Below are 13,763 nucleotides of genomic sequence, written 5' to 3'. Positions count from 1 at the left end.
TCAATGTTTCACAAACATGTCACAACTATTTCGTTCACTTTCGTAAAAAAGTAGTATTCTAAGTGTGTAAGCTGTTATATAAAAAATCTTAGTCCTGTACTAATCAAAAATGGAGGAGATTAGGATGACTCAAGTATTAGAAAATGTTAAAAACGCATGGGAAAACTTTAAAGGTGAAAAATGGAAAGCAGAGATTGATGTTCGCGATTTCATTTTAAATAATGTAAACGTTTTCGAAGGAGACGAATCTTTCTTAGCAGAAGCAACTGAAGCAACGAAACAACTTTGGGATCAAGTAATGGATTTAACAACAAAAGAACGTGAAAACGGTGGCGTTCTTGATATGGATACAAAAATTGTTTCTTCTATTACATCACATGACCCAGGGTACTTAAATAAAGATATTGAAAAAGTAGTCGGTTTCCAGACTGATAAACCATTTAAACGTTCTTTACAACCATATGGTGGTATTCGTATGGCAGAACAAGCTTGTGAATCTTATGGATACGAAATGGACAAAGAACTTAGTCGTATTTTTAGAGATTGGAGAAAGACTCATAACCAAGGTGTATTTGATGCTTATACACCAGAAATGAGAAATGCACGTAAATCAGGTGTTATTACTGGTCTTCCAGATGCATACGGTCGTGGACGCATTATCGGTGACTATCGCCGAGTAGCATTATATGGTATTGATCATTTAATTGAAGCGAAAAAAGCTGATTTGAATTTAACTGGTGGTGTAATGAGCGAAGATACAATGCGTTTACGCGAAGAGTTATCTGAGCAAATGCGTGCACTTCAAGAACTAAAACAAATGGCTGCTTCTCATGGTTTCGATATTTCTAAACCAGCAACAAATGCACAAGAAGCATTCCAGTGGTTATACTTCGCATATCTTGCAGCGATTAAAGAGCAAAACGGAGCTGCAATGAGTCTTGGACGTACTTCTACATTCTTAGATATTTACATTGAAAGAGATTTAGCAAATGGTACTTTAACAGAAGAAGAAGTACAAGAAATTGTAGATCACTTCATTATGAAATTACGTCTTGTGAAATTCGCAAGAACACCTGATTATAATGAATTATTCTCTGGTGACCCAACTTGGGTAACTGAATCTATCGGTGGTATGGCATTAGATGGTCGTCCATTAGTAACAAAGAACTCATTCCGTTTCTTGCATACATTAGATAATTTAGGACCAGCTCCAGAACCGAATTTAACAGTTCTTTGGTCTAAACAATTACCAGAGAACTTTAAAAACTACTGTGCGAAAATGTCCATCAAAACATCAGCAATTCAATATGAAAATGATGACATTATGCGTGCTGATTACGGCGATGATTACGGAATTGCTTGTTGTGTATCTGCAATGAGAATCGGTAAGCAAATGCAGTTCTTCGGAGCTCGTGCAAACTTAGCGAAAGCATTATTATATGCGATTAACGGTGGTAAAGATGAAAAATCAAAAGCACAAGTTGGTCCTGAGTACGCACCAATTACTTCTGAAGTACTAAATTACGAAGAAGTTATGCATAAGTTTGATATGACAATGGAATGGTTAGCGGGTCTATATTTAAACACATTAAATGTTATCCATTACATGCATGATAAATATAGCTATGAACGTATTGAAATGGCACTTCATGATACAAATGTTCTTCGTACAATGGCAACAGGTATCGCGGGTCTATCTGTAGTAGCAGACTCATTAAGTGCAATTAAATACGCACAAGTAAAACCAATCCGTGATGAAAATGGTATTGCAGTCGACTTCGAAATTGAAGGGGACTTCCCTAAATACGGTAACAATGATGATCGTGTAGATGAGATCGCTGTAAATCTCGTGAAAACATTTATGAATAAACTTCGTAAACATAAAACATATCGTAATTCCGTTCATACAATGTCAATTTTAACTATTACATCTAACGTTGTATACGGTAAGAAAACTGGTAACACTCCAGATGGACGCCGTACTGGAGAACCATTTGCACCAGGTGCAAATCCAATGCATGGACGTGATACAAAAGGTGCATTAGCTTCATTATTATCTGTAGCTAAATTACCATATGAAGATGCACAAGATGGTATTTCTAATACATTCTCTATTATTCCAAAAGCACTTGGTAAAGAAGATGATGTACAAGTACGTAACTTAGTATCTATGCTTGATGGCTATGCAATAAAAGAAGGCCATCACTTAAATATTAACGTATTTAATCGTGAAACATTAATGGATGCAATGGAACATCCTGAGAAATATCCACAATTAACAATTCGCGTATCTGGTTACGCTGTAAACTTTATTAAATTAACTCGTGAACAACAAATTGATGTAATTAACCGTACAATGCATGAAAGCATGTAAATGAAAAAAGTATCCCTTCGCTTTTAATACATAGCGAAGGGAGGCTGTTTCAATAAAGGAGGAAGTAACATGGTAAAAGGAAGAATACATTCTGTAGAGTCTTGTGGTACTGTTGATGGCCCAGGGATTCGTTATGTCATATTTACACAAGGGTGTTTATTACGTTGTCAATATTGTCATAATGCGGATACGTGGGAAATCGGTAAAGGTAAAGAAATAACAGTTGAAGAAGTGATGCAGGATGTGACATGTTACCTTCCATTTATTGAAGCCTCCGGAGGCGGTATAACAGTTAGTGGTGGAGAACCATTATTACAGCTAGACTTTTTAATTGAGTTGTTTAAAAAGTGTAAAGAGGCTGGTATCCATACAACAATCGACTCTTCTGGTGGTTGTTATTCGGAGGAACCAGAATTCCAAAATAAGCTAGATATTTTAATGGATTATACAGATTTAGTTTTATTGGATTTGAAACATATTGATTCCAAAAAGCATCGTAAATTAACAGGGAAACCAAATGAACATATTTTACAATTTGCTCGTTATTTATCGGATAAGAATAAACCGATTTGGGTACGACACGTATTAGTTCCCGGTGTTACGGATAATGAAGAGGATCTACAAAAACTATCTAGCTTTATTCAAAGTCTGTCTAATGTTCAAAAAGTTGAAGTGTTACCATATCATAAGCTTGGTGTATATAAATGGGAGGCGCTTGGACACAAGTACCCACTCGCAAATGTAGAACCACCTACTGAGAAAAATGTAGAACATGCTAAACATATTTTACAAGCGGTCTAATCCAAATATTGGATTAGGCTTTTTGCTTTCTTTACAATAAAATCTAGAGTATATATTGATAAAAGAGTATACTGAAAGTAGAATATCCATAATTTTGTACGGAATAAGTGGATAAATTTACATAATTGTAAAGGGAAATCAAAATAGTAAAAAGAATTAAGAAGTAAAAGAGTGAGTATCATGGAATAGAGAACATTTGTAAGTTATTGCGAAAGCTCTTATAGGAAAGTATAATGTAAAGATATGAGCACAGATAGGATTAAGGGGTCAATCTTATATGCTTTGCATATCCACGACAGGTACATAGCTGAAAAGGGAATTATTAGAATCTGTTTATGTAATTTTTAAGGAAAATGTTTTTCCTATTGTCGTATATGCAATATGGAGAAACAAAAAGCTAGGAGTGGATTTGTTTGATAAAAAACCCCAAGGTTTTAATATTAACTGCACATTACGGTAATGGTCATGTGCAAGTAGCAAAAACATTAGAACAAACATTTCGCCAAAAAGGAATTGAAGATGTTATTGTATGCGACTTGTTTGGAGAATCACATCCATTTATAACTGACATTACAAAATATCTATATTTAAAAAGTTATACAATAGGAAAAGAATTATATCGTTTGTTTTATTACGGGGTAGAAAAAATTTATGATAAGAAAATAGCATCTTGGTATGCGAACTTTGGAAGAAAACGTTTGAAAACACTGTTACAGGTGGAGAAACCAGATATTGTAATTAATACATTTCCAATTATTGCTGTACCAGAATTGAAAAAACAAACGGGGATTTCAATTCCTGTCTATAACGTATTAACGGATTTTTGCGTGCACAAAATATGGATTCATCGAGAAGTAGATCGTTATTTTGTTGCAACGGATCACGTGAAAGAATTGATGGTTGATATCGGTGTACCTGCGGAACAAATTGTTGAAACAGGAATTCCAATTCGGAGTAGTTTTGAGTTAAAGGTAAATTCAGACATCATATATAATAAATATCAGTTATGTAAGAATAAAAAGATTTTACTAATTGTAGCAGGTGCTCATGGGGTATTAGGAAATGTAAAAGAACTATGCCAATCATTTATGTCAGTGCCTAATTTACAAGTAGTTGTCGTTTGTGGAAAAAATGAAGCTTTAAAACATGATTTATTAAGCTTACAGAAGCAAAATTCCGATGCATTAAAAGTGTTTGGGTATGTTGAAAATATTGATGAATTATTCCGAGTTACTTCGTGTATGATTACGAAACCAGGCGGAATAACATTAAGTGAAGCAGCAGCGTTGCAAGTACCTGTCATTTTATATAAGCCTGTTCCAGGACAAGAAAATGAAAATGCGATGTACTTTGAAAAAAAAGGAGCAGCAGTTGTCATTCGCGATGATAGTGAGGTTTTTGCAAAAACAGAGGCATTATTACAAGATGATGTGAAGCTTCTTCAAATGAAAGAAGCAATGAAAAGCATCTATCTTCCAGAGCCAGCTGGCCATATTGTAGATGCAATTTTGTCAGAAAATCATGCAGAACCGCGTCATATACCTATTAAATCACCTGCTCTTGCACAATCTTTTACTTAATATGAAACCCTCTTTGTATATGTAAAGAGGGTTCTTTATTATTTTCAAAGAAAATTTAGCTACTTATCCACAAAAGGATTGCGTTTTCATTAAACAGTAAAGTCGGAATATTAACAACTATATCCACATTGTCCACAATTTTTAGAAAAATATCCACAATTAAAACAGCTGATATATGCTTTAATATAGAAAAATATTAAGTGTTTTTGAAAATTACTAACAATTCCATTGATTTTGTGGATAAAGTTGTCCACAGCAAAAAGACCCTTATGTATAAGGGGCCTTTTTGCTTACTTCTATCAGTCGAGAAAATTATGTAATGAAAATGAATAATTAGGGGGGAAACTTCTAATTATTCATTTTCACTTTAAATGCTTTTCGAGCGATATCCTGCTGCACGATCTGCTTTTTGAAATTCGCGTTGATAGAGAACTTCTTGTGTACTAGATAATGTGTTTTTTGCTTTATCACGTTTCTTTTTATCCATTACAAATCACCTCGTGTCTTAAAGTTACTATTTATCGTTTCCAAAGACATGAGGGGATATACGCATATGGAAAATGTTAATGATTGATTATCATTTCAGAAAATTTAGATTATGCTTCTTTTAATTGATGAGCATCTTGGAAGGTTGTATCTCGCATTGTAGCAAGTGTGTATTGATCTTTTGGAATTTCATATAAGTTATATACTTCTTCGTTTGCGTTAATTTCATCATATACGGCTTTTCTTGTTTCATTTGCTAGATTCACATATTGCAGTTTTTCTGCAGCTTTAATAGAACGAATATTTATTTTACGAATACGCATGAAAATTGTTTCAATATCTAATTCATAGAAAAGTTCACTAAAAAATGAATCTTTTGCCAATTTATTATAGCCTTTTCCATGATATGGTTTGCCAAGCCATGTCCCGAGAAATCCAGCTTTTTCTTGCACATCAAATAAAGTAATTGTTCCGATAGGGTTACCCCATTCATCTAAAATTGTGCGTGAAATTAATTCACCACGCTCTTCAGCTTCAATCGTTTGTTTCGTTAAGAATAAATATTCTTCATAAGAATAAGCCTTTTGACGCACAAAAGGGAAGACAGCTGGATCCACCATTAACTCGTATAGAACGTGGCTGTCGTGTAAGTCGCGTTTTTTCAACATACTAACTCCTCCTCACACGAGGGTAGCATGACGAAAAAACACCCCACCCTCGAAATTTTTATATCAATCTTTAAAAAATTTCGGGGTGGGAATCGAACCCACTAGAACCAGTTTCTAACGCTGGTGGCGCACCATTTGCCTTCCCCATTCATCAATTTGAAAATGATAATCACGACACAAATTGATTATGGTTTCATTCAGTTTATAATCGTATAATACTTTATCTAGTCAAAAAAATAAACTAGTTTTTTTTATTTTTTTTGTAAATTATTTTTCCATCAATCATAGTTAGTACAGGCTTGGCTAAATAATGGAAAGGATGATGAGTCCATAACACGAGATCGGCGTCTTTTCCAACCTCGATGCTTCCAATTCTATCCTCTAAACGCAAATTTCGCGCTGGGAATATGGTGATTCCTTCTAGTGCTGTTTTCTCGTCTAACCCTTCTCTTACTGCGACAGCAGCACAAATATTTAAATACTGAATGGGTGTATAAGGATGGTCTGTTGTTATAGAAACTTCCACACCATTTTTGGATAATATATGGTAAGTATCCCATGTCTTGTTTTTTAGTTCGATTTTAGAACGGCGTGTCAGAGTGGGACCAACTGAAACCTTCAAATTGTGTTTCGAAAGCTCTTCAACAAGAAAGTGTCCTTCTGTACAATGTTCAATACGTAGATCGAGGTTGAATTCCGTTGCAAAGCGTAGCGCAGAACTAATATCATCTGCTCGATGGGCGTGGATACGTACGGGTATTTCACGACGTAATGCTTTTAAAATAGGAAGCATTCGAAAATCAGCTTCGTGCCCGTAGTGTTGTGCTTCATAGAATGATTCCCGAAGTAACCCCATAATCCCCATACGTGTTATGGATTCTTTTGTTCCATTACTATGGACTTTTTTAGGGTTTTCTCCAAAGGCAATCTTTAAACCAGCAGGTTCTTGAATAATCATATGATCAATACAAGTTCCAGCTGTTTTTATTACACAAGTAGTACCCCCGATAATATTTTGACTGCCAGGCATAACGTGAACGGTTGTAATTCCATTTTGTACAGCGTCTTGAAAGGCGATATCGAGAGGATGGATTCCATCTAAAGAACGAATATGTGGTGTTGAAACTTCAGATGTTTCATTGGCATCATTTCCAGCCCAACCAGTACCTTCATCATAGAGACCAAGGTGAGTATGGACATCAATAAAGCCAGGTAAGAGATGGAGTGCTCGTGCATCTATAACGGTCATATCTTGAGTAGGTTGAATAAAAGGTTTGACCTCGGTAATTCGCTCTCCTGTAACGAGTACATCACCTTGAAACTTTGGAGATGTAATAGGGTATACAATGGCTTGTTTGAGCAATATTTTCATAGGTACCTCATTTCTGTTACTTTATAATGCTAATGGAAGTTAAGGGAAAGTAACTGAAAGGTTATTTGTATGGTAATGCTTCGGATCCTAGAAAATGAAAGTTTTAAAAGGGCCCATGTAAAATTGTGTTTTAGAAGTACTACATTGTATGCGAAAGTATATTTTGTAATGCATGGTCTATTGCCGGAAATGTGTATTGGTATCCATGTTTAATTGCTTTACTAGGTAATACATGTTGCCCTTCTAGTACAAGTATGCTCATCTCACCTAATAAGGCGTGAAGCATAAATGAAGGGACAGGCAGCCAATGTGGTTTTCTCGTTGCAGCAGCGATGGTCTTTCCAAATTCCTTCATTCTTATAGGTGTTGGTGCTGTCATATTAAGAGGACCATCAATTTCTTTTTTGTGTATGATGAAATCCATCATACGAACGACATCGTCTATATGAATCCATGATAACCATTGTTTCCCAGAACCAATGGTGCCGCCGATATAGAATTGATAGGGAAGTAACATTTTTGGCAAGGCTCCGCCATCTGCACCTAATACAACGCCAAATCTTGTGTAAATTGTTCTTATTCCGAGAGAACATGCTTTAGCTGCTTCTTGTTCCCATAAAAATACTGTTTCTGCTAAAAAGTCATTTCCGGGAGTTTCTTGTTGCTCAGTAAAAGACTCTATTTCAGATGTTCCGTAGTATCCAATAGCACTTGCATTAATAAATGTATGTGGTTTTTTATGGAGTGCCTGCAATTGTTTAATGAGTCCTTTTGTTGTTTGAATTCTACTGTTTAAAATGGCTTTCTTTTGTTTCTTTGTCCATCTACTATTAATAGACTCTCCGGCTAGATTAATAACTACATCAATAGAAGAGAGGGGAAAGGTTTGTAAATCTGGTGTCCATTGAACATACTGAAGGTTAGGGTCGGAAGTTTCAGTAGTTTTTTTTCGTGTGAGGATGTAAACAGTATATCCTTTTTGAACAAAAAAAGTAGAAAGATATTTACCGATAAAGCCTGTACCACCAGAAATTGCGATTTTCACAAGTATTTCCTCCTCATTATATATATTCTTGAAAAGAAAAAATGTTCCTCGACTATGTTAAAATAATAGAGAGGTGAGAGTATGGCTGTCATTACAAAAATAGAAGTACAAAAACGATCGAAAGAACGATTTAATATTTATATTGATAAAGGCCAAGGTGAAGAGTACGGGTTTAGTGTGGATCAAGTAATCTTAATGAAACATGGATTACAAAAAGGCTTAGAAATTGATGAAATAGAGTTAGGAAATATTTTGTACAATGAAGAGGTACAAAAAGCATATTTACAAGCAATCTCCTATTTATCCTATCAAATGAGAACAAAACAAGAAATAGAAGATTTTTTACGAAAAAAAGAAGTGGGACAGGCCATCATCTCTGAAGTCGTTTCGAAATTATTACATGACCGATATATTAATGATAAAGAGTACGCTGTTTTATATACGCGAACGCAAAGTAATGTGAATCGAAAAGGTCCAACTGTTATTAAAAGAGAGTTGTTAAATAAAGGTGTTCAAGATTTACTTATTATGCACAGTTTACAAGAATATCCGAAGGAAAAGCAAATTGAGAATGCCTTGTTTCTCATAGAAAAGAAGAAAAAATCTTATCAAAAGCATTCTTTTTTACAAATGAAGCTAAAGTTAGATGAGATGCTTGTTCGAAAAGGATATTCTAGAGAAGTAATTCAAATTTGTTTGGAAGAATTGAAAGACGAAAGAGATGACGAAAAGCAACAAGAAGCGTTACACTATCATGGGAATAAATATTATGAGAAATATAAGAAGCATGATGGATGGACATTTGAAAACAAGATGAAACAAGCGTTATATCGAAAAGGATTCTCTATTGATGAAATTGAGATATTTTTGCAAATGAAACGCGAAGAGGAATGAGGAGAATAAGATGAATATGCCAAAACGCTACAGTGAAATGACACCGCATGAGCTAAGGGAAGAAATTGGCGCTTTGAAGGAGCAAGCAGTAAAAGCTGAGCAGCTTGGGATTGTCAATGAATTTGATGTATTAATGAGAAAAATGGCAATGGCTCGTGCTTATATGACGGATATAAACAAGTTCCGTATTGGTGAAATATATGAATTAGTAGAAGAACCTGGTGTATTATTTAAAATTACGTATTTCAATGGGGTATTTGCTTGGGGATATAAGCAAAATGATAATGAAGAGATTGGCATACCAATTTCCTTATTGCAAGAAAAATAAAAACCAGAGAGCACATATCTCTCTGGTTTTCATCTTTGGTAGGCGTTAAAGGAGATAGGAGATTCTAAAATTGGCGTTTTTTACATTCATTTGCCAATATAATGAGAGACTGGGTTTGTTGCGTCTGTCCGTTAACTTGCGCTTTCGCATGTTTTGGACGAGTCCACGTATGGTTAAATAATTCAGAACGACTATCTAAGCGATCACGGTAGCTCATCTTTATCACCTCGTGTAGGAAGTTAATTTAATTTGTACTACTCTTCCTGCTGATTTGCAGCACGCATACGTTCTTGTGGGTGCGTGTTAATTGTGCCGTTAGGTCGCTTCGAAGCGAAGCGTGATTTCGCTTTCGGCTGACCGTCGATTTTGCTGTTGTTTTTTGACTCAGACCAAAATTCGGCTTGTTTACCCATTGCGAACGCCCTCCTCCTCATCAGTTGATACCTCTTTAAGAAGTATCACTTATAGAATGTGCAAAACAGAAGAAACTATCCTTTAGAAATGAAGGGATAAATAGGTAAAAGGAGATTAGAACATGAATGATATTTATGAAGCATTAACGAAAGAATTATTAGACAAGAATGACAAGCTTTCTTACGGACAAGCTCGTGCATGGGTTGAATTACTTTGGGAAGATTTTCAAACAACTTATGCAAAATCAGGGCGTTATCAAGGTGAGGAAATGACTGAGCAAGTGGTACGATCATGGATTAATAATCATGGTGTACGCCTTCATGAAATGCGTACAAACAATCCGAAGTATAGTCATTTAATTAATCAAGAAGATCATTTGAAACATTAAAAAAAGCGACTTGAGTCGCTTTTTTTAATGTGGAAGTAATTCCAGTTTTTTGCGAAGTTTTTCTTCACTAAAAATCCATCCTGTATAGGAACTAATAATATTTAAATTGTGGTCGAGCTGAACAATCGCGACAAATGGATAATAATCTTTACTTCGATACCGTAAATCAATGAATCGTACTTCGTAATAATGATCATGATCAAAAATATCCCAGCGATATACAGGAGAGAAAGATAGGAAGGCCGAGATGTTTTCATCTTGTTTAGCTGCTCGCATAATATCATTTTCTGGGAACGGTACCCGATCGAATTTGTCATATATCATGATGTTACCACGGTGCCATCTCGCAACGTAGTAATAATCAGCTGTAACGACTGCTAAATGATAATGATAAAATCGGTAAGAAGGAGAAATGATAATCTTTTCGACATTTTTGAAACGTTTGTGTACAACGCTTCTTATATTTCTGTGCATCATAATCCGTCCGATATAGTAAACAATCATTAATATATATGCTGCTAAGGCTGTGTATCCTTTATGAGAACCGACTAGCATGCAAGCAATTGCAAGTATATGGATAAAGAAAATTACGGTATCGAATGTATTAATCACGCCGAGTGCGACCCATTTTTTTGTGAAAGGCCGTAATGCTTGTGTACCATAGGCGTTGAAAATATCTACAAAGACGTGAAGGAAGACTGCAATAAATGACCAAAGTAGTAGATGAAGATATGGAGCGTCTGAAAAGAAGGCGAAAGAAATGCCACTTATAAGAAATGACCAAAGAATTACCGCGGGAATGGAATGAGTAACTCCGCGATGATTTCTTATATATTTAGCGTTATTACGCAATTTTAAAACTGTGTCAATGTCAGGAATGTTGGAACCAGCAATTGTAGCAAGCATAACAGCTTGTGGGCCAATATCACTTTGTGCTATGGCTGGGTCTAATGTTGCTAAGCTACCTAAAGTGATACCCATAACAAGGTGAGTGGCTGTGTCCATAAAAATCCACCTCCGTTTTTTATTAATGTAACTCTTTTTATTCGATACCTCAAGTCCTTTGCCTTCAATTTCCTATGTCATCTTACTTAAATTTTTTCCTAAAATCTTTATAATAGTACTTATATGCAAAAAAATGAGGGGGATCAAGTTTGACACTTGAAATACTAAAAAATTTTAATATAGAGCAGTTTCAAAATGATTTAATTGGTTGGTTTGAAGAGGAGCAGCGCGACTTACCATGGAGAAAAAATAAAGATCCATACCGCGTTTGGGTTTCTGAGATTATGTTACAGCAAACAAGAGTAGAAGCTGTAAAACCATATTACGCAAATTTTATGGGGAAGTTTCCTACACTTGAAGCGTTAGCGAACGCAGATGATGAAGAAGTATTAAAAGCATGGGAAGGTTTAGGATATTATTCTAGAGCACGTAATTTACATGCGGCAGTAAAAGAGGTAAAAGAAGTATACGGCGGGGTTGTACCAAGTGATGTAAAGAAAATTGAAAAGTTAAAAGGAGTTGGACCATATACAAAAGGTGCTATTTTAAGTATCGCATATGGTATACCAGAGCCGGCAGTTGATGGAAATGTTATGCGTGTATTATCTCGCATTTTATCAGTATGGGATGATATTGCAAAACCAAAGACTCGAAAAGTTTTTGAAGAGATTGTGCGTGAAATTATTTCAGTAGAAAATCCATCTTATTTTAATCAGGGATTGATGGAATTAGGTGCACTGATTTGTATTCCTAAAAATCCATCGTGCTTACTTTGTCCTGTACGTGAGCATTGCAGAGGATATGCTGAAGGTGTTCAAAAAGAATTACCAGTAAAAAGTAAAGCGAAAGCTCCTACAATGGTACCGCTTGTTGCAGGAGTAATTCAAACTGAAGATGGTCGCTACGTCATTAATAAACGTCCAAGTAGCGGGTTATTAGCTAACATGTGGGAGTTTCCAAATATTGAACTTGGCGAAGGGATTCGAAATCAGAAAGAACAGCTTATAGATTATATGAAGGAAAAGTTTGAGCTCGAGGTTTCTGTTGATGAATACGCAATGAATGTACAACATACGTTTACCCATCGTACTTGGGATATATTTGTATTTTACGGAAAAGTAACCGGTGATATTGTTGATACAGATACATTGAAATTTGTATCGAAAGAAGCATTTGAGCAGTTACCTTTCTCTAAATCGCATCGTACGATTTATGAGAGTTGTGTTGAGAAAATTACAATGCAATAAAACAAAAAAGTGTTCCCTAGATTAGGAACACTTTTTTAATCGTAAGAAATTTTTGTCCCATGAGTCCAACTAGCTTCACCTTCTTGTAAGCCGCCTCTTGATTCAATTTCTACTATGATTTCTTTGTAAATACTTTGACCTTCCGCATTTAAATAGGGCAAAATCTGTTGTAATGAATGATGAAAATAAGCTAATTCATCTTCTTTCCATTCGTTTTTTGAAAGCATCGTTAGTTCAGTCATATCGCGTCCTATATACATATTTCCACCTCCATTTTCTATAGTTTGAATGAGTAACAAGAGATATATGCGGAATTTTTTCAAAAGAAAATTACGGATAGCTTCTAGTTGAATTGGTTACATTATTGATTGTGGAGGTGAGAAAGATGAGTAAAAAACAACAAGGTTATAACAAGGCAACTTCTGGTGCTAGCATTCAAAGTACAAATGCTAGTTATGGTACAGAGTTTGCAACTGAAACAAATGTACAAGCAGTAAAACAAGCAAACGCACAATCAGAAGCAAAGAAAGCACAAGCTTCTGGTGCACAAAGTGCAAACGCTAGTTATGGTACAGAATTTGCAACTGAAACAGACGTGCATGCCGTGAAAAAACAAAATGCTAAGTCAGCTGCAAAACAATCACAATCTTCTAGTTCAAACGAGTAATGAAAGAAAAACACTTCTCCAATTCGAGAGAAGTGTTTTCTTTGTGTGCGGGTCATTGTAATGAAAAGAAAGTGAACGACATAACTTCTAATAAGTCAACAAATGTTGTCAAAGGAGAAGGAAGTTAAAGATTAGAAATATGTAATTAGGAATAATAACTGATGAATAAGTCCAAAAGGGGGTAAGTAATGAACGATTTTGATAAGTTGGTAGGGGAGCAATTAGAAACGATGGATGAGTTGTTAAAGTTACAAGCACATCTAGAGAAGTATCAACAAATTGAAATGAATGAAAAAGAAACGTGCGATAAAAAAGAACTGCATTTTATCCGTCAGGAAATATATAGAACAGAAGTAGCGTTGAAGATGTTACATGAGAAATTTGAAGAACAAACGAATAGTGTAATCCAATCTTTTGCAACTGAAAAAATGATTTCAAATTTAGGATAAGATATATTATTGCCTTCAGGTGAAAAGTCCTTCAAATAGAGAGGG

General features: G+C 35.2%; 17 protein-coding genes. 9 read left to right on the top strand and 8 right to left on the bottom strand.

The window, feature by feature from the left end; genetic code table 11:
* Window positions 1–124 precede the first annotated feature (124 nt).
* From pflB to ACO6VI_RS12650, 3 genes are all read left to right on the top strand, one after another.
* A complete protein-coding gene (gene pflB, locus ACO6VI_RS12660; RefSeq protein WP_161520377.1) occupies window positions 125–2,374 on the top strand; it encodes a formate C-acetyltransferase in 2,250 nt (749 codons plus the stop codon).
* A 69-nt stretch (window positions 2,375–2,443) separates the two neighbouring features.
* Window positions 2,444–3,175, top strand: a complete 732-nt coding sequence (gene pflA / locus ACO6VI_RS12655) for a pyruvate formate-lyase-activating protein (protein ID WP_000238466.1) — start codon at window positions 2,444–2,446, stop codon at window positions 3,173–3,175.
* A gap of 413 nt (window positions 3,176–3,588) precedes the next feature.
* Window positions 3,589–4,755 (top strand): diglucosyl diacylglycerol synthase, encoded by a 1,167-nt coding sequence (locus tag ACO6VI_RS12650; protein ID WP_161520376.1) that lies wholly within the window; start codon window positions 3,589–3,591, stop codon window positions 4,753–4,755.
* A gap of 367 nt (window positions 4,756–5,122) precedes the next feature.
* On the opposite strand, the gene ACO6VI_RS12645 is transcribed toward ACO6VI_RS12650, so the two are convergent.
* The 4 genes from ACO6VI_RS12645 to ACO6VI_RS12630 all read right to left on the bottom strand — a co-directional run bounded on the left by ACO6VI_RS12645 (window position 5,123) and on the right by ACO6VI_RS12630 (window position 8,326).
* The gene (locus ACO6VI_RS12645; RefSeq protein WP_000358482.1) at window positions 5,123–5,242 is read right to left on the bottom strand and encodes a YfhE family protein; all 120 of its coding nucleotides are present in this window, start codon (window positions 5,240–5,242) and stop codon (window positions 5,123–5,125) included.
* Window positions 5,243–5,351: 109 nt separating this feature from the next.
* A complete protein-coding gene (locus tag ACO6VI_RS12640) occupies window positions 5,352–5,909 on the bottom strand; it encodes a GNAT family N-acetyltransferase (protein ID WP_000914737.1) in 558 nt (185 codons plus the stop codon).
* A gap of 241 nt (window positions 5,910–6,150) precedes the next feature.
* Window positions 6,151–7,281, bottom strand: a complete 1,131-nt coding sequence (locus tag ACO6VI_RS12635) for an amidohydrolase (RefSeq protein WP_000698297.1) — start codon at window positions 7,279–7,281, stop codon at window positions 6,151–6,153.
* 139 nt (window positions 7,282–7,420) lie between these two features.
* Window positions 7,421–8,326, bottom strand: a complete 906-nt coding sequence (locus ACO6VI_RS12630; RefSeq protein ID WP_161520375.1) for a TIGR01777 family oxidoreductase — start codon at window positions 8,324–8,326, stop codon at window positions 7,421–7,423.
* Window positions 8,327–8,407: 81 nt separating this feature from the next.
* On the opposite strand from ACO6VI_RS12630, the gene recX reads away from it, so the two are divergent.
* Both recX and ACO6VI_RS12620 read left to right on the top strand, forming a co-directional pair.
* Window positions 8,408–9,220, top strand: coding sequence for a recombination regulator RecX (gene recX / locus ACO6VI_RS12625; RefSeq protein ID WP_000268513.1), 813 nt, complete (start codon window positions 8,408–8,410; stop codon window positions 9,218–9,220).
* A 10-nt stretch (window positions 9,221–9,230) separates the two neighbouring features.
* Window positions 9,231–9,548, top strand: a complete 318-nt coding sequence (locus ACO6VI_RS12620; protein WP_001057023.1) for a YfhH family protein — start codon at window positions 9,231–9,233, stop codon at window positions 9,546–9,548.
* A gap of 64 nt (window positions 9,549–9,612) precedes the next feature.
* On the opposite strand, the gene ACO6VI_RS12615 is transcribed toward ACO6VI_RS12620, so the two are convergent.
* Together ACO6VI_RS12615 and ACO6VI_RS12610 are read right to left on the bottom strand one after the other, a co-directional pair.
* Complete coding sequence (locus tag ACO6VI_RS12615; protein WP_000122093.1) at window positions 9,613–9,765, bottom strand: YpzG family protein; 153 nt, start codon at window positions 9,763–9,765, stop codon at window positions 9,613–9,615.
* 37 nt (window positions 9,766–9,802) lie between these two features.
* A complete protein-coding gene (locus ACO6VI_RS12610; RefSeq protein WP_000517891.1) occupies window positions 9,803–9,961 on the bottom strand; it encodes a small, acid-soluble spore protein K in 159 nt (52 codons plus the stop codon).
* A gap of 122 nt (window positions 9,962–10,083) precedes the next feature.
* Here ACO6VI_RS12610 and ACO6VI_RS12605 point away from each other — a divergent pair, with 122 nt between their 5' ends.
* Window positions 10,084–10,350, top strand: a complete 267-nt coding sequence (locus ACO6VI_RS12605) for a YfhJ family protein (RefSeq protein WP_000998159.1) — start codon at window positions 10,084–10,086, stop codon at window positions 10,348–10,350.
* Window positions 10,351–10,374: 24 nt separating this feature from the next.
* On the opposite strand, the gene ACO6VI_RS12600 is transcribed toward ACO6VI_RS12605, so the two are convergent.
* Window positions 10,375–11,355 (bottom strand): metal-dependent hydrolase, encoded by a 981-nt coding sequence (locus ACO6VI_RS12600; RefSeq protein ID WP_161520374.1) that lies wholly within the window; start codon window positions 11,353–11,355, stop codon window positions 10,375–10,377.
* Window positions 11,356–11,504: 149 nt separating this feature from the next.
* On the opposite strand from ACO6VI_RS12600, the gene mutY reads away from it, so the two are divergent.
* A complete protein-coding gene (gene mutY / locus ACO6VI_RS12595; protein ID WP_161520373.1) occupies window positions 11,505–12,602 on the top strand; it encodes an A/G-specific adenine glycosylase in 1,098 nt (365 codons plus the stop codon).
* A gap of 35 nt (window positions 12,603–12,637) precedes the next feature.
* Here mutY and ACO6VI_RS12590 read toward each other — a convergent pair whose 3' ends face one another.
* Window positions 12,638–12,862, bottom strand: a complete 225-nt coding sequence (locus tag ACO6VI_RS12590) for a hypothetical protein (protein WP_161520372.1) — start codon at window positions 12,860–12,862, stop codon at window positions 12,638–12,640.
* A 125-nt stretch (window positions 12,863–12,987) separates the two neighbouring features.
* Between ACO6VI_RS12590 and ACO6VI_RS12585 the strand changes: the two genes are divergently transcribed.
* Window positions 12,988–13,269 carry a gamma-type small acid-soluble spore protein gene (locus ACO6VI_RS12585; protein ID WP_000039034.1) on the top strand — a complete coding sequence of 94 codons (282 nt, stop codon included), beginning with the start codon at window positions 12,988–12,990 and terminating at the stop codon, window positions 13,267–13,269.
* A 188-nt stretch (window positions 13,270–13,457) separates the two neighbouring features.
* A complete protein-coding gene (locus ACO6VI_RS12580; protein ID WP_000997578.1) occupies window positions 13,458–13,718 on the top strand; it encodes a YgaB family protein in 261 nt (86 codons plus the stop codon).
* The last annotated feature ends 45 nt before the right edge of the window (window positions 13,719–13,763 follow it).

Source organism: Bacillus sp. PSXD-155 (genome assembly GCF_049310765.1).
Lineage (GTDB): Bacteria > Bacillota > Bacilli > Bacillales > Bacillaceae_G > Bacillus_A > Bacillus_A cereus.
This window is presented reverse-complemented; position numbering and strand designations above follow the sequence as displayed.